The organism is Deinococcus apachensis DSM 19763, assembly GCF_000381345.1.
Lineage (GTDB): Bacteria > Deinococcota > Deinococci > Deinococcales > Deinococcaceae > Deinococcus > Deinococcus apachensis.
The window spans coordinates 44,973-64,460 of the sequence record NZ_KB906417.1 but is presented as its reverse complement, the minus strand read 5'-3'; the positions used below and the strand labels follow the sequence as shown (position 1 = coordinate 64,460).

Sequence of the window (19,488 nt, the reverse complement as noted above, 5' to 3'; positions counted from 1 at the left end):
TGGTCTGCCCCCTAAAAACTGGGCAAAGCTGACTGGAGACTATCGGCTCGCTCCCCTGCGGGGATAAGGGCCTTTCCCTGACCCCTGCGAGAAAGCGAGGATGACCCATGAAGCACAAGCGGTTCAGTGAGGAACAGATCATCAAGCTGCTCCAGGACGCCAAAAAGGGCGAAAAGCCAATCGAGGAGCTTTGCCGGGAGGCCGGGTGCAGCACGGCCTCCTTCTACACCTGGAAGGCGAAGTACGGCGATGCCACCGTGGACGAAGCCCGGCGGCTTCGTCAGCTCGAACGTGAAAACGAGCGCCTTCTGAAGCTGGTGGGGCAACAGCGCCTGGAGCTGGAGGGGATGAAGGTGCTGCTTGGAAAAAAGCGCTGACGGCCCCCGAGCGCCGGGAGGCCGTGCAGTTCCTGGTCCGCATCAATGTCCGACAGCAGCGGGCGTGCGAGTTGGTCGGTCTGCCTCGTTCTTCGTTGTCCTACCGACCCCACCCGAGGCATGACGGTGAACTGATCGGGCGGATCAAAGCCCTTTCCCGTGAGCATCCCCGCTGGGGATGCCGTCGCGTCCACGCTACATTGCGCCGGGAAGGGGTGCAGGTCAACCGCAAGACCGTGCACCGCCTCTGGAAGAGTGAGGGCCTCGCTCTGCCTCCACGGCGCAAGACCAGAAAAATTCGCACTGGGCGGCCTGTTCCTCTGCGCGCCGAGCAGCCGAACCAGGTGTGGACTTACGATTTCGTCTTCGACGAGACGCTAGGAGGCCACGCCCTGAAAATCTTGACCCTGACCGACGAGTTCACCCGACAATCGCTGGTGTTGCGTTGTGGGACAGCTTTCACGTCGGTGGACGTGAAAGCCGTCCTGGTCGAGGTGATGCGGGAACGGGGTGTTCCCGCCTTCATCCGCAGCGACAACGGCCCCGAGTTCATCGCCCACGACCTCAAGGTTTGGCTGGCGGTGCAGGAGGTGGGTACTCGGTACATCGACCCCGGCAAACCCTGGCAAAACGGCGTGGCCGAGAGCTTCCACGCCCGTTTGCGGGACGAGCTGCTGAACCTGGAGGTCTTTCACTCGGCCCGACACGCCCAGGTGCTGCTCGATGGTTGGCGCAGCTTCTACAACAGCGCCAGGCCGCATTCCTCCCTGGCCTATCTCACCCCGGACGAGTTCGCCCAGCGCTGGGCTTTGCTCACTGCCCCGCCCGCCGTCGTACACTCCCCCTGAGTCGAGTCTCCAGTCAGCTTCGTCTACAAAACTGGGCCAGTCCATCATCACGACCAGCCATCCTCCAAGGACGGCCACGCAGAGATAGAAGAGTGCTAGCACCAGCCACGCCAGCACGATCACGCGTCGCTGTGTCCGCCGCTGCTCGACCCAGATGAGCCCTCCATCCTCACCGTTAAGGTCTAACTCGCTGCACTCGTGAGAATTCACTCACGGTATGCAAGCGCATCAGGCTGCACCTTCACCCATCAGCCGCTCTGCAACCGCCAGCACGTCCTTCGGCGGTCACAGAGCTCGAACGCCAGGCGCTCACCGATGATCTTCTCAAGCGCGGGGAAAGTCTGGGCCAGCCTCAGGGCAGAGGGGACACGACGGCTGATGCCATCCTGGCTGGTGGAGCTGACCGCTTGCGGATAACCCACTCAGCCACCGCGAGGTTGATGCCCCAGCCCGCGCCCATTAGCAGCGCCCCGCTCAGCGCGTTTGGTGGGCCCAGGATCAGCCCTCCGACCAGCCCGGTGAAGACCTGCGTGCCCGCCCCCAGAGCGACCGCGTATGCCCGCATCATCCAGGCGCGGTGCTGGCGCAGGTCTCCTCGCCGGATGGCAGCAAAGCCCAGCACGATGGCCCCGATCATGGCGCACCCGAACAGAAGGCGCAGGACGTACAGCAGCTCACCCGTGCCCTCCGGGCGGGGGTAGAACAGGGTCATCCACAGCGCGGACAGCCCTACCAGCAGGCCGCTCAGCACCACGGCGCGCCCGGCCGCGCGGTGCCAACCGGGCCAGCGCCGCCGGAATCCGCTGGCGAACTGGAAGGCACCCAGGAGGGCATACACGCTGGCGCTAACGATGTGCAGCGCTACCGGCAGGGGCGAGGCGACGAAGCGGGCATTGGGCGGCATCAAGGCCGCGCCGCCCGACAACTCGATCAGACGCAGGCTGCCGAAGGTGAGCGGAACAGCGCTCAAGAGAAGCAGGGCAGCGGGCACGAGCCACCCGGCTGCCCTGACGTTTTTGGGCCTGGAGCTTCCTGAAGCCTTGAACGGAGGCCCATCAGGGGCTCGGCCTTGAAGGTCGACCGTCGCTTTCATATTGAGCTCCTTAGACCTCTGAGCACGTTGCTTTAGAACCGTTCTCCAGTCGGAGCCGTTTGGGATGTTGTTCCCCAAACGGCTCCATTCTCCGTTGTGCTCGTCGAACTTCACTCGCTAGTGATGGGTCACCCGGGGACGCTCAAGTCCAACTGAGACCGCGGCTGCGTGACCGCTTATTCACTGCGTGCCGGTCCACTGAGTTGACCGGCCTCACGTACGCTGGAGCTGAGGCTTGCCTGGGTCCAGTTGTAGTGCTGCGGCGCTCTCGCGCCGTTCCGACCAGAGCGCGTATCCCAGCCAGGCCAGAGCGAGCCCGACCGGCATGCCCGCCAGGCGCTGAATCGAGTGCGGGAGCAGTGCCGCCAGGGGGGTCAGCGCAGCCGCGACGGCCAGCAGACCGGCGGCTCCGCGAGGCAGGATGCCTGCGCGGAACGTCGCGATGCCGAACAGCAGGCCGCCGAACACGTACGGGATCGCCGCCAACACAAAGAGGAGTGGGAGGGCGCCCAGGTTCATCCCGGTAGGATGCCCGCTGACGACGCCCAGGACGCCGTCCACAAACTTGGGCGCCACCGTCGCCAGGGGTGGCAGGATAAAGGCTTCGGTAAAGATCAAGGCTGTCTGGAGCGCCCAGAAGAGGCTGAGCAGCAGGTAGCCAGCCAGACCCAGCCAACCGACCTTGTGCAGTTGCCGGGTGTAAAGCCCCACAAGACCGAGCAGAAAGAGCAGGCACATGACCGTCTTCAAGGGGGTGATGACGGCCCAGGCTGTGGTGGTGACGGATGCGAGCACGTCAGGGGGATGGATCGGCTGAATGGCCGCGAAATAGAGCCCTGCCACCAGGGCTGCTAATCCTGACCAACGAATGAGGGTTGGAGCGGTGAGGGTCATGGCGTTCTCCTTGATCTCAGTCCACGCACAGAGGAGCGTGGGAAGACGGCAAGTTCAGGGGGTGACGGGGGATCAGGCACCACGTCATGCCCCCGGCGGGGCGTGCACGGACGGCAACCGCTGCGCTGGAAGCGTGCTCGCACCGTCGTACACCGAGATGACCACCTTTCCCCGCCCGTGTCCCTCCGCTACAGCACGGATGGCGTCGGCGGTCTCGTCAAGGCGGTAGGTCCGGGTGATGACCGGGACGAGCTGACCCGCCTCGATCAGGTTTCGCAGATCATTCAGGTCCTGGGTGGAGGTGGTGGACATCACGCCGCGCAGGTTCTGCCTGCTGAAGGGAGACAGCGCGAGGGCCCGAAGGGTACGATCCATCCCGCCCAGCACCCTCCCACCACGTTCCCCCCCCACCAGTACCAGGGTGCCTGTGGGGGTTAGGACGCGCCGAAGCTTAGGTAGGGGACGGTTCCCGGCGATGTCCAGGATCAGGTCGTAGCGTGCGGCCAGTCGGGTGAAGTCCTGCCGGGTGTAGTCGATCACCTCGTCCGCCCCGATGGAGCGCACCAACTCCAGCTTGGACGTGCTGACGACGCCGGTGACGTGCGCACCGAACGCCTTGGCAAGTTGCACCGCGAAGGTGCCTACCGCTCCGCCCGCCCCGATGATCAGCACACGCTGTCCGGGTTGCACCTGCCCGGCGTCCCTAAGCGCGTGCAGCGCCGTGGCGGCGGAGGTGGGGACGGCGGCGGCCTGCTCGAAGGTCAGGTTGGCGGGCTTGTGGGCGAGCCGGGCCGGATCGGCGCTCGCATACTCGGCGAAGGCCCCGTCGCAGATGCCGTACACCTGGTCCCCCACCTGGAACTGGGTCACGTGTTGTCCAATCTCGGTCACTTGACCAGCCACATCGGTGCCCCGGATGCGGGTGGTGGGCGCGCGGAGACCGAAGCCCAGGACGCGCATCAGGGAGGGGGTGCCGGTCATCATGTGCCAGTCGCCGATGTGGGCCGAAGCGGCATGAACGCGGAGCAGAACGCGGTCTTCACGGACGGCTGCGCGGTTCACGGTGCTGAGCTTGAGCACCTCGGCGGGGCCGTACGCGTTCTGAACGACGGCTTGCATGGTGCGGATCGAATGTGTCGTTGCGGTCATGGGCACTCCCTGGGGACAGCAACGTTCAGGCCGCCCCATGAACGCGGTGGAAGCTCGCGGCCTCAGTCCCACGACGTCCCGAAGAGGGACGGCGGGAGAAGAGGCGACGGGGCCGCGCGGAGGGGAAACGCCCAAACGCTCAGGTCAGCTCGACCGGCCAATTGCCTCCGGATGCGAGCTTGACGACTTGGCGGGTTCAGGAACCGCAGTCATCCATCGACAGCTGATCCATCATTCACGCCCCTTCCCCGCCGCTGGGTGTGCGGGCTGATCCGGCCGTCAGGCCGGTCGAGGGAGGGGGCGGGCCCGGATGAGGGGGAGAGGCAGGTAGCTGTCCTGCGCCTGGGCGTGCCAGTCAATGTGACACGCGGTGTAAAGAAGCTACACCTTGACGCTAAAAACTACAACAACTGGGGATACGTTCTGGGATTCGGCCTGAAGTCACGTGCGATCACGTCCACTTGAGCACCCCTCGGCATAACCTCGGACAGCTTTCATCCTCTAGAGGAGTGTCTGCAGGCAACTACGGTTTTCACGTCTTATGGACCCTCAGCGGACTTCTCGCCCTTGGTGGGCACGGCATCCCAGTTCTCCCGCAGGTGCTCGGCCAGCACCTGGGCCTGCCGCTGCTCGATGGGCAACAGCACCAACTCGAGCGCGACCGCGACGCGCGTGTGGGTCTCTGGAATGGCCTTCCTGCTCTGCCATCTCCAGAACCTCGATCTGCCCGTGGAGAGAGCATGCACCTGGCCCGACTGGGGCGATCTGGCGAGAGCCGTGCGGTTCTCGTTCGTCCCCGAAGTGCGTCGTCAAGCACTTCAACTGGAGCTGGACGCGCTCGACGCCTTTCAGCACGCACTTCTCGCCCCCTCAACCTAAATTGCAAGATGTCAGGGAAGTCCAGTAAACTTTTTCATCAATCATATAGGCTGCGTTAAGTTTAGCAGAGACCTTCACTATCATTTAGCAAAAATAGGACTACACTCATTGCAGGTCAGGCTTGAGGTTCCTGCTGCGTTCCGCAGGGTCAAATATTTTACACCCCGATACCGTAGACATACTCTGGAGGGGGTGGGTTCGAGAAACCATTTTGACCCCTGGTCCAAAGGAAAACTGCAATATACAGTCAAGGTATGTTGCAGCCCACTCACTCGTGCAGGATCGCTCTGAAACTGTCCTGTACGCCGTGCCTCCCTGGTAGGAGGTGTAATGAGCGATCACTGGAGCGCTCAAAGCAGTATTTAACCTCAGCGCGGGCGCCATGGGATTCATCCTGAATGGTTTGGGCTTCGGTGTGAACACCATCGCGCAGCCCCTGTCCGACGTCTTCAGCCTCGGAGCCGACGCCCTCGGGAGCATTCTCAAGGCTTTGCGCTTTGACGCCAGCGCTATCACGGGCGCCCTGAAAGCGGTGTTTGACCAGGCAGCCCTGGCCTGGAGGCGGTCGCCCGGTTCCAACGCCTCCAGCCAGCCGTAGCCCAACGTCTGCCCCAGGCTCAGGCCAGTGAAGCTCCGCCAGCGCGCGTTGACCTTCCGCGCCGATCCGCGCACGTCCATTACGACGACCAGTCCGGGCATCGCCTCAATCAGCGCCAGGGCGGAGACCCGGCCACCCGTGCGGCCTTAGTCCCTGTGCTCACGCGCCATGACCCTCTCCCCTTCCGTCAATAAACTGCCCATCAGGACGGCCTGCATGCGGCTCTGTTGCCCTAAGCGCAGTCTGACAGGAGCGGCGGCGGAACACTCCCACCCGACACCTATCGCCAGGCCAGCGGTTGGCGATCGGGCACAGACTTCATACGTCCGTTCCGAGAGAACCACCAGCGGTCCCCTTAACCGGGCGCGTCTACTACCCACACGGTGCCGACACGATCGGCTGTGGTCTCCCCGGTGCAGGTGACCCGTCTGCCCGCACGAGAACTCCCCGGTTCACGATGACGCTCACTGGGAGGAAGCGCCTAGCCTGCAGATGTTCAGTCCAGATCCTCAACCGCCAACTCCCCCCCATGAATCATGCGCCGCGTCTTCACTCGCGCGGCCAGTCCCGGGTCATCAGAGACGGCGGCAAGGTTATTCCAGACCCTCACGCCGACGCTCTCCGGAGCATTTCCGGAACAGGCTCGCCCGGCTACTGATAACAGCAGCAGCATGGACTGGGGTAACGGCTACGAGCGCTTTGGTTTGGGAACCCCGGCCACGCCTACTTACTCGCCGCACCCGCGAAGGGTGTAGGCCCTTTCCCCCGCCCTTCACCTTTGTCTCTGTCTCACCCGACCCGTGGGGGCCTTTATGCAGAAGAAGTCGATCAGCCGCATGTTTCTCGGCCTGGCCCTGGCCCTCACCGTGGCCGGCGTTACTCACTCCCAGCCCGCTCCGCTGGTGAACAACACCGACGCGCTCACCCGTGGATGCAAGACCGGCACCCTCAGCCGCATCGACCCGCAATGGGTGAGCGTGGAAGCCAGCGATCAGCCCCGGGTCGCGGAGGGCACTGTCACCCTAAGCAAGGTCACGCACGAGGACAACCCCGCGAATCACACCAGCCACGACTGGAACTATGACGTCGTGCTGGACCCCGCCTCCCAGGGCCTGCACAGCGATGCCAATGACGTTGAGGCGGGCCAGCGCCAGATGGAGATGGAGTGGGAGACCCGGTATTTCCCCCCGCAGTTCTGGCCGGTGGCTGGGGACCGGGTCTGGATGATGGGCCGTTGGATCTTCGACTGCGGTCACCCGCCCTACCGCACGGAGATTCACCCGCCCAAAGCCGTGGCGTTCACGCGCCTGGAACCCACCCTGTTCCCTGGCCAGACCATGCCCGCCCTGACGAACCGGACGTACGTGTACGTACACGGGCGCAGCGGGTATTACCGCTCGCCGGTCGCCACCCAGAATTACGAGTTCGACGTTCCCCTGCCTCCCAAACCGTTTGCAGACACTCTCCTGCGCCGCAACCAGCTGCGTGCTGAGGTCCTGTCGCTTCCCTACGGCGGTCCACGCCCCACCCTCACGCCCCAGCCAGCGAACAACCCCACCCGCGTGCACGTGGTCTACCCACTCGCGCTGGGGAACCCCGATCCAAATCTCCGCTTCGGGGCGGTGCTCGCCGTGGGCTGGCAGGAGGTGGATCGGCGCCCAACCCTGCCACTGGGGGGCTCTCCCCGGTTCCGGCAGCTGCGGGTCACGTTCGACAGCCTGCGGATCAACCAGGACCATGATCCTGGCGCGTCCGGGGAGTGGAACTTCTGGGTACGGGCGGGCAGCACCTGGTTCGAGGTGCGCGGGCTGGGGGACGTGGATGACGGCGACACCATTCAGATCCGGCGGTCGGTGACGTTCATCGTGCCGGAGAACGGGTCGTGGAGCGTGCAGACGACCGGCTGGGAGGATGACTGTGACGGCCGCTTCCGCGACACGGAGGCGGAAGCCGAGCAGAATGACACCTCCGTGGCCGACCTTCAGTGCCTGGTGGACGGCAACGACCGCCTCGGCACACTGAACCGAATGTACACGTCATCCACGAACTTCGGTCGAGGGTCGCATGATGACGCGTCCACCCGCAATGGCAGCGCGGACACTCGGGGCGATTTCAACTTGCGGTACCGGGTGGAGGAAGTGGCACGCTACCCGCAGGCTGGAGGACAGCCCCCGGTCAATCGCTGACAGTAAGTACGCACAAGGGCTCGTTTCGCGCCCCCACGTTTCCCCTTCGTCAACCCGTACCACTGAGTGACGGTGAATCAGTGGTACGCGAACAGTGAGAGTACCTCGCTTTTGGTTCTCTGGCGCTGGCCTTCGCGTGGCGGATGTTCTGTGGAAACCCAAACGAGCACCCGGGCAGATTTCTGGCGTGTGAAGCCGTCGAGAGGGAACGTTCGTCAGACTGGGGTATACCCGGCTGGACAGAGTCATGTGAAGGCAGGGGGGCCGGGTGCCCGGACTGTCCATCAAGGCTCCGGCGTCCCCCCCCTGCGGCGATGGTGTAGAAAGAGAACGAACCAACACGTCAAAAGTCGGATGCTGACATTTGTCAGCACACCCTTGGGGAGGTCAACTTATGAAGGACGCGGCAACAGCAGCCCTGACTTGGAGCGCCCGGACCCTCACGCTCGCGCTGGCCCTCGGCCTGACCGCAGCGGGCGCGCAGTCGGGACGCCAGAGCACCCTCGTCATCGGCGGCGACTTCTCCGACCTGATCACGCTTGACCCCGGCGTGTCATACGAATTCTCCGGCTCGCTGATCACCGGCAACCTCTACGACACCCTCGTCGCCTACGAGGGCAACGACCTCCAGACCCTGCGGCCCCGGCTGGCGTCGAGTTGGAAAGTCACCCCCACAGCCACCGGCTCGCGGATCACCTTCACGCTGAGGAACGCGAAGTTCAGCACTGGACGACCCGTCACCGCTGCCGACGTCGTGTACTCGCTCAACCGGGTGATCGCCCTCAAGACGTCCTCCAGCTTCCTGCTGACCGACGTGGCGAATCTCAAAGTCGGCTCGGTCACCGCCCCGAACGCCCGCACGGTGGTCATGGACCTCCCGAAGACCGCCAACCCCAACATCGTGCTCGCCCTGCTGACCTTCAACGTGGGCGGCGTGGTGGACTCGGCGGAAGCGAAGGCGCACGAGCAGAACGGGGACTACGGCAGCGGCTGGCTCAAGGACCACTCGGCGGGGTCGGGGCCCTTCACCCTCAACCGCTGGGACCGCAGCGCGCAGGTGGCGCTCGACGCCAACCCTCAGGCGTTCCGGCGCTCGGCCAGCATCCAGCGGGTGATCCTGCGCTACATGCTCGAATCGTCGGCGCAGCAATCGGCGCTGAACTCGGGCGAGATTGACGTCGCCTGGGACTACACGCCGGACGCCTTCAAGGCCGCGCAGAATAACCCCAAGCTGAAGACCCTCAAGAGCGGCACCTTCCAGCTCGCGTACCTGGGCATGAATTCGGCCAAGGGCTCGCCCTTCGAGGACCCCCGGGTGCGGGAGGCGGTGCGCTACGCCATCGACCAGGACGGGATCATCAAGAACCTGCTCCAGGGCCTGGGGCGCAAGACCCAGACCATCATTCCCATCGGGTTGGCTGGCTCGAACCCGGCGACGCCCTACCCCTACGACCCGGCGAAGGCGCGGGCGCTCCTCAAGGCGGCGGGCAAGCCGAACGGCTTCACGGTGGACTTCCTGGTGAGCACCGGGGCGTGCTCGGGCGGCGTGCCCTGCCAGGACCTCGCCGCCAAGATCCAGTCGGACCTCGCCAAGGTGGGGATCAAGGCCAACATCCGCCAGCTCGTGAATGCCGAGTTGCTCACCGCCTACCGCGCCCAGAAAGCCCCGCTGATCCAGGTGGGCTGGAGCCCGGACTACCCCGACCCCGACGGCAACGGCACGCCGCTGTCCGACTACAACGCGAAGTCGCTCGCCTGGCGCAACAGCTGGAACAATCCCCAGGCCAGCAAGCTCGCGCAGGCTGCCGCCGTCGAGACGAACCAGACCAAGCGCGCGGCCCTCTACAAGCAACTCACCGAGCTGATGGTGAAGGAGGGGCCCTACGCGATCCTCTACCAGCCGTACAAGCCGGTCGTCCTGAGCACGAACGTGATGGGCTTCAACCGCAACGCGAACGGCGACGTGCAGTTCGAGAAGGTCAGCAAGAAGTAGCGCCAGGAGCGCCCGGCCCTCCTGCGGCCGGGCGCCCTCTCATTCACCCGCCCCGTCCCGGGGGAGGTTTTTCTTTGCTCATCTACATCCTGCGCCGGCTCGCGCTGATGGTCTTCGTGCTGTGGGGCGTGACACTGGCCGCCTTCCTGATCTCGCACGCCCTGCCGGCTGACCCCGCGGCGGCGGCGCTGGGCAACAACGCCCGGGAGGAGCAGCTTCAGGCCTTTCGCGAACGCAACGGGCTCGATCGCCCGCTGGCCGTCCAGTACGGCCTGTACCTGTCGGGGCTGCTGCGCGGCGACCTGGGCACCTCGCTGCGGACCCAGAACAGCATCACCGCCGACCTGCGCCAGTTCTTCCCCGCCACCCTGGAGCTGACGCTGGGCGCGGTGCTGTTCGCGCTCGTGATCGGCCTGCCGCTGGGCATCGTGGCGGCGCTGTACCACGGGCGCCTGCCGGACCTGCTCGCCCGGTTGTTCGCCCTGCTGGGAGGCGCCACGCCGGTCTACTGGCTGGCAATCCTGGCGCTGAACCTCTTCCACGAACGCCTGGGCTGGTTGCCGGGCCCCGGGCGGCTGGACGCCTACACCCTGGCCCCGCCAGTCCACACGGGCCTGGTCACGGTGGACGCCCTGCTCGCCGGGGACCGTGAGGCGCTGGTCGACGCGCTGCGGCACCTGATCCTGCCGGGGCTGGTGCTGGGGGCCTTCTCCGCGGCGCTCCTGACCCGCATGACCCGCAGCGCGCTGCTGGAGGTGCTCTCGCAGGACTACATCCGCACCGCCCGCGCCAAGGGGCTGAGGCCCGGCCGGGTGATCTGGCGCCACGCCCTGAGAAACGCCGCGCTCCCCGTGCTCACGGTGCTGGGCGGCCTGTTCGGCAGCCTGCTGACCGGTGCGGTGCTGACGGAGACGATCTTCTCGTGGCCGGGGATCGGCGGCTACGCGACGACCTCGGCGATCAGCCTGGACTTTCCCGCCGTGGTGGGGGTCACGCTCGTGGCCGGGCTGGCCTACTCGGTCGTCAACCTGCTCGTGGACCTCGCCTACGCCGCGTTCGACCCCCGGATCAGCTTCTCGTGACGGTCGCCGTGTCTTCCCCCGGCGGGTCCGCGGCGTGGCGGCGATTGCGGCGCAACAGTGGCGCGCTGATCGGCTTCGGACTGCTGGTGTTCCTCGTTGTGGCCGCCCTGATCGGCCCCGCCTTCCTCGGCGCCCCGGGGGCCCAGAACCTCGACCTGCGGCTCTCGGCCCCCTCGGCCGCCCATCTCCTCGGCACGGACCAGCTCGGGCGCGACGTGCTGACGCGGGTGCTAAACGGCGGGCGCATCTCGCTGGGGCTCGGCGTCAGCGTGATGCTGGCGTCGCTGCTCACCGGCTCGGCGGTCGGTCTCGCGGCGGGGCTGCTGGGCGGCTGGTGGGACGAGGGGCTGATGCGGCTCACCGACATCTTCCTGGCCTTTCCCGGCCTGATCCTGGCAATGGCCATCTCGGCGGCGCTGGGGCCCAGCCTCACCAACGTGATGATCGCGGTCGCGCTGGTGTCATGGCCGACCTACGCCCGGCTGATCCGCGCGCAGGTGCTCGCTCTGCGGGAGCGCGAGTTCGTGGAGGCCGCCCGCGCGCTGGGGGGCTCGCAGGGGCGGATCGCCGGGCGACACCTCCTTCCCAACGCCGTCGCGCCGCTGCTGGTGCAGGGCAGTTTCGACGTGGGCAGCGCGATCCTCACGGCGGCGGGCCTGGGCTTCATCGGCTTCGGGGCGCAGCCGCCCACCCCAGAGTGGGGCGCGATGGTATCCGAGACCCGCAACTACATCGTGCAGGCCCCGTGGGCGTCGAGCGCGCCCGCCATCGCCATCCTGCTGACCGTGCTGGCCTTCAACCTGATCGGTGACGGCCTGCGCGACGCCTTCGATCCGCGCGGGCGGTGAGGGCTACATGTTTCGCATGGGCCTCCAACCAGGCAGTGCCCCCTCTGGTGCAGGAGTGGTGCAGTAGCGGGTGCCCGACCATTCCAGGTCTTACCACGACGTTCCACTTCTCACCTTTCTAATGGCCTGTCAAGCTGCGCTGTGACTCACTGAAGCCAATTCCATCGGGGCTGAGGAAAGTGTGGCAAACGCCGACAGCTTTATTCGCAATGACGAGGTCAGGGGTTCGATCCCCCTCGACTCCACCACAGAAACCCGCCCGAAGGGGCGGGTTCGTCCTTTTGGGTGCAATGCGGGTGCAATAGCCGAAGTCTTCTGCTCAGGGCGTGTTCAGCCCTTCTGTTCTGCCCCACGCCGCTCGCCCTGCAACCACGCAGGGACCAGCACTGGCGTGCAAGACGCTGCAGCGGCACACCCCCAGGTGGGCAAGAGAGGAGGGCAGGCAGGGCGCCAAAGCCGCCCTGCCTGCCCTCCTCTCTTGCCTTATTGAGCGGCGGTCTGCTCGCCTTCATCCAGGTCGTCTTCCTGCCCAGGGTTCGGCTGGCCCCGGCGCGCGCGGCTTTCCCCCAGCAGGTCGATCGTGCACGCTTCGAGTTCGTCCGGCTGCACCTGGCGGTAGCGGCGGGCAGTCAACATGGGGTCCTCGTGGCCGAGGTACTTGCTGATGACCTCAAGCTCCACGCCCTCACGCCGCAGCAGCGTGGCGTAGGTGTCGCGCAGCGTGTGAATCGTCACCGGCCGCACGCCAGCTTTCTCGCACAGCCGGTGCATCTCACGCCTGAGGTTGTCAGGGTTCATGCGCGTCCCCTTGATCTGCGTGAAGACGAAGCCGGTGTTCTGCCAGGCTCCCCCGAGCGCCGCGCGGTCCTCGGCCTGCTGCCGCCGCCGCTCACGCAGGCAGTCGAGGGCCACCGAGGACAGCTTCAGAATTCTGCGGCTGGCCAGTGCGAAGGCCCGGCGCCGAGCGGTGGTGTTGGTCGCCCGGTGCGCGGCGGCCAGGGCGTGCGTCAGGTGCGCGAGGCGGGGGTTGTGGGCGGGCATGGAGAACTTCATGCCTGGAGCCTGGCACGGCACTCTTTTTCGCCTTTGGCCTGATCCACATGCCGCGGCAAATGTCAAGCGGGAGGCAGGACGACAGGCCTCCTCTAAGGAAACCGCGTCCTGGTGGGCTTTCTTCATCCCCTGCTGTGGGCGAGACGTTCTGCCCGGCCATCGACGGCACCGCGCTGCTCCCGACCTACGCCGGGCGGAAACGCTGTCCAGCACGCAGGGAGACAGTGGAGAGCATCGTGGCGTGAAACAGCTTGTCCAAGCGGAGCTGTGGTACACCGCCCCGCCAGCGCTGGCCCGCGGACAATCCTGGACTCAGCCGCCTGCACCTCTTGCCCCAGGGCGACCGGAGGGGTTGCCGGGTTACCGGTCAGGGTCCGGCCAGCGAATCAGCCGCGGCCCCCGCGCGGGCGGTCACGATGCCACGCGAGGCTGCCCAGACCCCGATGTCGGCCCCCTGCAGGGCGGTCGCCATCAGCTCGGGAAAGAAGTCCGGCGTGCAGGCGAAGACCGGGATGCCCAGGGTGGCGAGGCGGGCGGCGTTCTCGTGGTCGTAGCTCGGCGTGCCGTCATCGTCGAGGGCCAGCAGCACGATCACGCGGGCGCCCATCTCGCGGAATTCGTTCAGGCGGCGGATCATCTCGGCGCTGCCCGCCCCCTCGTACAGGTCGGAGATCAGGACGAAGGTGTGCTCCTCGGGGTTTGTCAGCAGCCCCCGGCAGTAGCGCAGGGCAAGCGGGGTGTCGTTGCCGCCGCCGAGCTGCACCCCGAACAGCACGTCCACCGGGTCAGCGAGGTGGTCGGTGAGGTCCACGACCGCCGTGTCGTACACGACCACATTCGTCTTCAGCGCCGGGAGGCTCGCCAGCACCGCGCCGAAGATGCCCGCGTACACCACGCTCGACGCCATGCTGCCCGACTGGTCCACGCACAGCGTGACTGTCTTGAGTTGCCGCCGGGCGCGCCCGTAGCCCACCAACCGCTCGGGAATCACGCGGTGGCGTTCAGGGTCGTAGGTCCGCAGGTTCTTCAGCAGGGTGCGGCCCCAGTCGACCTCGTTCTGGCGTGGGCGCCGCTGGCGCTGCGAGCGGTTGAGGCTGCCTGTCACCGCGCTGCGCAGCGGCTCGGCGAGGCGGGCCTGCAGGTCGTCCACCACCCGCGCCACCACCTGCCGCGCCAGCGCCCTGGCCTGGTCGGGCATGGCGTCCCCCAGGCTGATCAGGGTGGCGGCCAGGTGCACGTCGGGCTGCAGGTGCTCCAGGAGCTCAGGTTCGAGCAGCAGCGTCTTCAGGTTGAGGCGCTCGACCGCGTCCCCCTGCATGACCTGCACCGCCGACCGCGGAAAGAGCTCGCGGACCTCGCCCAGCCACGCCGCCACGGCCGGGGCGCTCTTGCCGAACCCCACGTTGAGGTGCGACTTGCGACCCTTCCCGGGCTTCTCGGTCTGCACGGTGAAGGGCGCGCCGTCGTAGAGCGAGGCCAGGGCCGCGTCGAGTCGGCGGTCGTGCTCGCCCAGCTCGCAGCCGATGCCGTCAGCGCTCTCGCCCCGCGCGGTCTCGCCGCCGAGCAGCAGCCGCCAGCGGCGCAGACGCTCCAGCTCCGGGGTCAGGTCCTGTGGGGTGGGTTCAGTCATGGGCCTCTCCAATAGGCAGGGGCACGCCCAGCAGCCGCAGCACGACGGGCACCACCAGTTCTCCCAGGTCGTCATTCCCCGACGCCGCGTGCTCGGGGCGTTCCAGGCCGCGCAGGTCCTCCCCCAGGCGTCTGCGGGCATGCGGTTCCAGGCGTGAGAGGGCGCGGCGCAGGGGGGGCAGCACCTCGCCAAAGGCGTCCGGTTCGAGGGCCACCACCCAGGCGTCGAGCAAGGCCAGCGCCGCGGGGTCGTGCCGCAGCGTCCCCCCGTCCTCGCCGATGAAGCCGCCCAGCCACGCCGCCACGTCCAGCGGCGGCGCCCCCGGCGCGAGGGCCGCCGCGAGCCTTGCTTGCACCTGCCCGTCGTCCAAGAGGCCCCGGTCGCGCAGGCGGTTCACGGCGTCGCCGCGCAGGAGGGGCGCGGTGCCCTCCGCGTCCAGGGCGTGCAGGGCCGCCACCCACCCGGCGCTCGCCTCCAGGTCGTCGAGGAGGCGCACCGCCGCGTCGGCCTGCGCGACCTGAGCGTGGAGCGCCCCGGCGGCCTCCCCGCCCAGCCCGTGCGCCGCGTTGGGCAGGCCAGCGGCGGCGCGCGCCACCAGGGTGCGGAACACGGGGCGCAGGTCGTCGCCCTCGCGCGCCCTCACGTCGCCGTAGCGGGCCAGCCGCGCCAGGGGCGGCAGGGCCAGCAGCAGCGCGGCGGTGTCGGCGTCGGCCGCGCGGGCGTCCAGGCGGGCGAGCGTGAAGTCGGCCGCTCCGGGCAGCTCGCACAGCCGCGTCACCTCCAGCAGCGCCGAGAGGGCGCCCAGGTCCGGGGCCTGCCGCGCCCGCGAAAGGGCGGCCGCGTTCGCTGCGCGCACCAGCGTGTTGCCGTGGCGGCTCGCCTCGACGAGGCGCACGCTGAACTCCGGCTCCCAGCGCAGGCTCCACGCCTCCTTGAAGGTGCCCGCGCCCCGGCTGACCGCTTCCCTCGCCCACGGCACGCCCAGCAGGTTCAGGCGATGGAAGAGCTGCGAGCGGCCCAGGCCCGCGTCCTCGCGCAGGTCGAGGGTGAGCTCGCGGGCCTGGGCCTCGCGCTTCAGGCGCAGCCGAGCCAGCGTCGCGGCGAGGTCCTGCTCCAGCGGCACGGCGGGCACGCCGGAGGGCACGGTGCCCAGCGCCTCCCCCACAAAGAGCTCCCCGGAGAGCAGGCGCAGCGGCACGTCGGAATCCCAGGCGAAGACGGCCCGCGTGGCGTCGGTCAGCTCGTCCAGGCCCGCCAGGTGCCGCCCGCGCAGGGCCGCCAGGGCGTCCGCGAGCCGCACCGCGTCGATGACCTGGGCGCTCGAGGCGTCCAGCCCGTGCCCGCGCAGCAGCCGCGCCGTGCGGGTCAGCCAGCGCTCGCTCACCTGGGTGGGCGTGCGGTAGAGGTGCGCGTACCAGCCCGGCGACGCGACGCCCGCCCCGTAGCCGCTCGCCTGCGTCAGCCGCCCGTGCGTCCAGGGGGTGAGGGTGAGGGCGACTTTCACTTTGGGCAGCCCCCGGAGGCGCGCCGGGTCGGCCTTCGCCTCACCGGCCAGCACCTCGGGCGTGAGCGCCGGGGCATGCCAGGCGCCGCATACCACCGCGACGCTGCCGCGCCCCAGGGCCGCGCGGATGGTCTGGCGCATCTGCGCCTCGCGCATGAGGTCGCGCTCCGAGTTGTGAGCGTCCTCCGCCTCGCGCACCGCCGCCATAACGTCGGCAATCGCCACGAAGACGGCCTCGCCCTCGCCGCGCGACTCGACCAGGGCGTCCCACCAGCGCTCGAAGTCGCTGTAGCCAGCCGCCTGGGCCAGCAGGGCGAGGGGATCGGCGCGGACGGCGTCGGTAGGGGGCGTGGCCTCGGCCTCCGGGTCAGCAGCGTTCTCCGCAGGCGAGTCTTCCTCTCTCCAGGCGAGGGTCACGCCCGCGGGGAGGTCCATGAAGGCCACCGGCACGCCGCGCGCGAGGGCCCAGCGGATCGCCACGAACTCGGGGCTGAACTCCGCGAGCGGGTAGAACACCGAGCGCTCGGGCTGGCCCTGTACGTGGGCCATGACCGCGACGGGCGGCGTGAGCGCGGGGTCGTTCAGGAAAGGCAACAGGCCGTCCGCGTCCACCGGCCCCTCGATCAGCAGCGTGGCGGGCGGGTTGGCCTCCAGCGCCCTTTCCACGCTGCGTGCTGAGCCGGGGCCGTGGTGGCGGATGGGGTAGATGGTGAGGTGAGCCATTTCAACGCTCCAAAGGAAGCACTCTGCGACCAGAGTGTATTTACGGTATATACTTGGGTGGGGGTGACCTCATGACACGCAGCCGAACATTTAAGAGTGGCAACAGCCAGGCCGTCCGAATTCCGCAGGAACTGCAACTGCCCTACGGTGAGGTCGAGATCGTGCGCCGGGGCCGAGACCTGATCATCACGCCAGTTCAGCGGCAGGATGGGCTCGCCATCTTCAAGGCTCTGACGGCCTTTGAAGGTCCCCTCGAACGGGAGCAGCCCACGGCGCAGCAGGAACGGGAAGACTTGATGTGACCTCTCCTCTCCTCTACCTGCTCGACACCAACATCTGCATCTTCACCATGAACCGCCGCCCGGAACAGGTCGGGCGCAGGATGGGGGAGGTGACGGCGGCCGGGCACCGGATCGGCCTCTCCAGCGTGACCCTGCACGAGCTCTGGTACGGCGTGCGCCGCAGTGGCCGCCCGGAGCAGAACACCGCCCGCCTGTCGACCCTGACGCAGACGCTGGACGTGTTCGACTTCGGTCCGGACGCCGCCGAAACCGCCGCCGGAATTCGGGCCGCCCTGGCAGGAAGCGGCTCGCCCATCGGCCCCTATGACGTGCTGATCGCGGGTCATGCCCTGAGCCTGAACGCCCGGGTCGTCACGAATAACCTCGGGGAGTTTGGCCGCGTACCGGGCTTGCGCTGCGAGGACTGGACGCGGGAGGAAGCGGAGTGAGTGCGTTGGCGGCGTCCGGTCCCTCGATAACCAGCAACGAGATCAGTAAAACTGGCACGACGCGAACCACTCGTCCGTTTCAGGCCGCCGCCCCACATACAAGACGCCATTGTCAGCCCACATCAGCCCGGCCTTTTCTTCGCTGACAATTTGCAAGGCGAAGGGCGGTTCCGCTCCCTTTTCCCAGCCGTTTGCCGTTCTGATCGCGGGAACGAATTGAACTTCATACTGGATCGTCGAGGCAAAGCCTCCAACCTTGCTGCGGTGAACATTCAAACCGTGCATTTCTTCGGGCAGATCGTCCTCAAGGCGGTAGCCGTCAGGCAGTTTCAGAAGATCGTCGTCGTAGGAAGGGTAATCCTCTGTTTGCTGCCACCGACACTCGAAGCCCTTGAGCCATCGCCAGGGTCGTGGCGGCGCGGTCACACGCGAGAGGCCGTCAAGCGAAGGATACGCACGTAGCTCCCAACTCCCGGGATTGAATCCGCGTTCGATGCACTCCTCGCCCACGAAGATCGTGAGCAGTGCGATGTCGCGCAGCACTTCGGGCACGAATGGCGCTTCCGTCAGGTTGAGTTGCGCGATGAACTGCATACCGCGCCCCTCGCTGTCACGAGGCCACTCCTCGCCCACACGCATGACGGGAGCTAGACCAATGTGCGAGGCCAGTGGGTGACTTGTCGGCCTGAATCCACCAACTTCCAGCACGCTGGTGGGCCGGATATTGAGTCGTTTGAAGTCCTCCAAAAACTTCTCGACTCGCTCCCCGGTCCACTCTTCAAAAGCCTCCACCTTCAGCTCACCTCCCTACACGCCGCGTAGAAGTCCCTCCACCCGGCCCGTTTCTTCACCGCCATTTCCAGGTATTCGTTCCACACGGCCTGGTCCTGCACCGGGTCCTTCACCACCGCCCCGATGACGCTGGCAGCCACGTCGCGGCCCCTCAGCTCGCCGTCACCGAAGTGGGCGGCCAGGGTCAGGCCGTTGGTGACCACGCTGATCGCCTCGGCCACGCTCAGGCTGCCGCTGGGCGTCTTGAGCTTCGTCTTGCCGTCCTCGGTGACGCCCGCGCGCAGCTCACGGAACACCGTCACCACGCGCCGGATCTCGTCGAGGGCGGGGGGCAGCTCGGGCAGACCCAGGCTGCGGCCCAGCGACTCGACCCGGCGCGTCACGATTCTCAGCTCATCCTCCAGGCTGTCGGGCACGGGCAGGATGACGGTGTTGAAGCGGCGCTTGAGGGCGCTCGACAGGTCGTTCACGCCCTTGTCGCGGTTGTTGGCGGTGGCGATCAGGTTGAAGCCGCGCACCGCCTGCACCTCGGTGTTCAGTTCGGGCACCGGCAAGGTCTTCTCGGAGAGGATGGTGATCAGGGTGTCCTGCACGTCGCTCTGCACGCGGGTGAGCTCCTCGAGGCGGGCGATCTTGCCCTGACGCATGGCGTGCATCACGGGACTCTCGACGAGCGCGGCCTCGCTCGGCCCCTCGGCGAGCAGGCGGGCGTAATTCCAGCCGTAGCGGATGGCGCTCTCGTCGGTGCCCGCCGTGCCCTGCACGAGCAGGGTGCTGTCCCCCGAGATGGCGGCGGCGAGGTGCTCGCTGACCCAGCTCTTGGCCGTGCCCGGCACCCCGAGGAGCAGCAGCGCCCGGTCGGTGGCGAGGGTCGCCACCGCGATCTCCATCAGCCGCGCCTCACCAACGTACTTCGGCGTGATCTCCGTGTCACCGGCCCACCCGCCCATCAGGTACGTCAGGACGGCCCGCGGGCTGAGGTTCCACCGCGGCGGGCGCGGGTGGCGGTCGTGCTCGGCGAGGGCGGCGAGCTCAACGGCGTAGGCGTGTTCGGCGTGCTGGCGCAGGACTTCGGGGGTGATGGTCATGGGGGCTCCTCGGGGGATGGG

17 protein-coding genes are annotated in these 19,488 nt (G+C 67.3%); 9 read left to right on the top strand and 8 right to left on the bottom strand.

Annotated features, from left to right (window positions below; genetic code table 11):
- Positions 1-107: 107 nt before the first annotated feature.
- Together F784_RS0119440 and F784_RS23910 are read left to right on the top strand one after the other, a co-directional pair.
- Positions 108-377, top strand: coding sequence for a transposase (locus tag F784_RS0119440; protein WP_019588393.1), 270 nt, complete (start codon positions 108-110; stop codon positions 375-377).
- A 23-nt stretch (positions 378-400) separates the two neighbouring features.
- The gene (locus tag F784_RS23910) at positions 401-1,225 is read left to right on the top strand and encodes an IS3 family transposase (RefSeq protein WP_169405718.1); all 825 of its coding nucleotides are present in this window, start codon (positions 401-403) and stop codon (positions 1,223-1,225) included.
- A gap of 352 nt (positions 1,226-1,577) precedes the next feature.
- On the opposite strand, the gene F784_RS0119430 is transcribed toward F784_RS23910, so the two are convergent.
- From F784_RS0119430 to F784_RS0119420, 3 genes are all read right to left on the bottom strand, one after another.
- On the bottom strand, positions 1,578-2,195 hold the full coding sequence (locus tag F784_RS0119430; RefSeq protein WP_211211918.1) for a DUF2306 domain-containing protein: 618 nt from the start codon (positions 2,193-2,195) through the stop codon (positions 1,578-1,580).
- A gap of 336 nt (positions 2,196-2,531) precedes the next feature.
- Complete coding sequence (locus tag F784_RS23905; RefSeq protein ID WP_040383597.1) at positions 2,532-3,212, bottom strand: hypothetical protein; 681 nt, start codon at positions 3,210-3,212, stop codon at positions 2,532-2,534.
- An 84-nt stretch (positions 3,213-3,296) separates the two neighbouring features.
- Positions 3,297-4,361 carry an NAD(P)-dependent alcohol dehydrogenase gene (locus F784_RS0119420; protein ID WP_019588389.1) on the bottom strand — a complete coding sequence of 355 codons (1,065 nt, stop codon included), beginning with the start codon at positions 4,359-4,361 and terminating at the stop codon, positions 3,297-3,299.
- A 1,261-nt stretch (positions 4,362-5,622) separates the two neighbouring features.
- Here F784_RS0119420 and F784_RS0119405 point away from each other — a divergent pair.
- The 5 genes from F784_RS0119405 (at position 5,623) to F784_RS0119385 (ending at position 11,947) form a co-directional block, all read left to right on the top strand.
- Complete coding sequence (locus F784_RS0119405; protein WP_019588387.1) at positions 5,623-5,838, top strand: hypothetical protein; 216 nt, start codon at positions 5,623-5,625, stop codon at positions 5,836-5,838.
- An 812-nt stretch (positions 5,839-6,650) separates the two neighbouring features.
- A complete protein-coding gene (locus F784_RS0119400; RefSeq protein WP_019588386.1) occupies positions 6,651-8,024 on the top strand; it encodes a hypothetical protein in 1,374 nt (457 codons plus the stop codon).
- A 394-nt stretch (positions 8,025-8,418) separates the two neighbouring features.
- Positions 8,419-10,017 carry an ABC transporter substrate-binding protein gene (locus tag F784_RS0119395; protein WP_019588385.1) on the top strand — a complete coding sequence of 533 codons (1,599 nt, stop codon included), beginning with the start codon at positions 8,419-8,421 and terminating at the stop codon, positions 10,015-10,017.
- 74 nt (positions 10,018-10,091) lie between these two features.
- Positions 10,092-11,099, top strand: coding sequence for an ABC transporter permease (locus F784_RS0119390; protein ID WP_019588384.1), 1,008 nt, complete (start codon positions 10,092-10,094; stop codon positions 11,097-11,099).
- Positions 11,096-11,947, top strand: coding sequence for an ABC transporter permease (locus tag F784_RS0119385; protein ID WP_040383594.1), 852 nt, complete (start codon positions 11,096-11,098; stop codon positions 11,945-11,947). Before F784_RS0119390 ends, F784_RS0119385 begins: the two co-directional genes overlap by 4 nt.
- A 483-nt stretch (positions 11,948-12,430) precedes the next feature.
- Here F784_RS0119385 and F784_RS24910 read toward each other — a convergent pair whose 3' ends face one another.
- From F784_RS24910 to F784_RS0119365, 3 genes are all read right to left on the bottom strand, one after another.
- Positions 12,431-13,000, bottom strand: a complete 570-nt coding sequence (locus F784_RS24910; protein ID WP_169405717.1) for a tyrosine-type recombinase/integrase — start codon at positions 12,998-13,000, stop codon at positions 12,431-12,433.
- Positions 13,001-13,367: 367 nt separating this feature from the next.
- Positions 13,368-14,630 carry a VWA domain-containing protein gene (locus F784_RS0119370; protein WP_019588381.1) on the bottom strand — a complete coding sequence of 421 codons (1,263 nt, stop codon included), beginning with the start codon at positions 14,628-14,630 and terminating at the stop codon, positions 13,368-13,370.
- Entirely contained in the window at positions 14,623-16,857 is a 2,235-nt protein-coding gene (locus tag F784_RS0119365; protein ID WP_019588380.1) for a DUF5682 family protein, read from the bottom strand. Before F784_RS0119365 ends, F784_RS0119370 begins: the two co-directional genes overlap by 8 nt.
- 71 nt (positions 16,858-16,928) lie before the next feature.
- On the opposite strand from F784_RS0119365, the gene F784_RS0119360 reads away from it, so the two are divergent.
- Positions 16,929-17,159, top strand: a complete 231-nt coding sequence (locus F784_RS0119360; protein ID WP_026332598.1) for an antitoxin — start codon at positions 16,929-16,931, stop codon at positions 17,157-17,159.
- The gene (locus F784_RS0119355) at positions 17,156-17,587 is read left to right on the top strand and encodes a type II toxin-antitoxin system VapC family toxin (RefSeq protein WP_019588378.1); all 432 of its coding nucleotides are present in this window, start codon (positions 17,156-17,158) and stop codon (positions 17,585-17,587) included. The genes F784_RS0119360 and F784_RS0119355 overlap by 4 nt, the downstream gene beginning before the upstream one ends.
- A gap of 42 nt (positions 17,588-17,629) precedes the next feature.
- Here the strand turns inward: F784_RS0119355 and F784_RS0119350 are convergent, their stop codons facing one another.
- Together F784_RS0119350 and F784_RS0119345 are read right to left on the bottom strand one after the other, a co-directional pair.
- Positions 17,630-18,379, bottom strand: a complete 750-nt coding sequence (locus F784_RS0119350) for a DUF1963 domain-containing protein (protein WP_083939289.1) — start codon at positions 18,377-18,379, stop codon at positions 17,630-17,632.
- Positions 18,380-18,381: 2 nt separating this feature from the next.
- Positions 18,382-19,467: an ATP-binding protein gene (locus tag F784_RS0119345; RefSeq protein WP_019588376.1), complete on the bottom strand. Its 1,086-nt coding sequence runs from the start codon at positions 19,465-19,467 to the stop codon at positions 18,382-18,384.
- Positions 19,468-19,488: the final 21 nt, after the last annotated feature.

Coding starts and splice junctions, on each gene's coding strand:
- F784_RS0119440 (WP_019588393.1), top strand. CDS start 108: ATGAAGCACAAGCGGTTCAGTGAGGAACAGATCATCAAGCTGCTCCAG.
- F784_RS23905 (WP_040383597.1), bottom strand. CDS start 3,212: ATGACCCTCACCGCTCCAACCCTCATTCGTTGGTCAGGATTAGCAGCC.
- F784_RS0119420 (WP_019588389.1), bottom strand. CDS start 4,361: ATGACCGCAACGACACATTCGATCCGCACCATGCAAGCCGTCGTTCAG.
- F784_RS0119405 (WP_019588387.1), top strand. CDS start 5,623: ATGGGATTCATCCTGAATGGTTTGGGCTTCGGTGTGAACACCATCGCG.
- F784_RS0119400 (WP_019588386.1), top strand. CDS start 6,651: ATGCAGAAGAAGTCGATCAGCCGCATGTTTCTCGGCCTGGCCCTGGCC.
- F784_RS0119395 (WP_019588385.1), top strand. CDS start 8,419: ATGAAGGACGCGGCAACAGCAGCCCTGACTTGGAGCGCCCGGACCCTC.
- F784_RS24910 (WP_169405717.1), bottom strand. CDS start 13,000: ATGAAGTTCTCCATGCCCGCCCACAACCCCCGCCTCGCGCACCTGACG.
- F784_RS0119370 (WP_019588381.1), bottom strand. CDS start 14,630: ATGACTGAACCCACCCCACAGGACCTGACCCCGGAGCTGGAGCGTCTG.
- F784_RS0119365 (WP_019588380.1), bottom strand. CDS start 16,857: ATGGCTCACCTCACCATCTACCCCATCCGCCACCACGGCCCCGGCTCA.
- F784_RS0119360 (WP_026332598.1), top strand. CDS start 16,929: ATGACACGCAGCCGAACATTTAAGAGTGGCAACAGCCAGGCCGTCCGA.
- F784_RS0119345 (WP_019588376.1), bottom strand. CDS start 19,467: ATGACCATCACCCCCGAAGTCCTGCGCCAGCACGCCGAACACGCCTAC.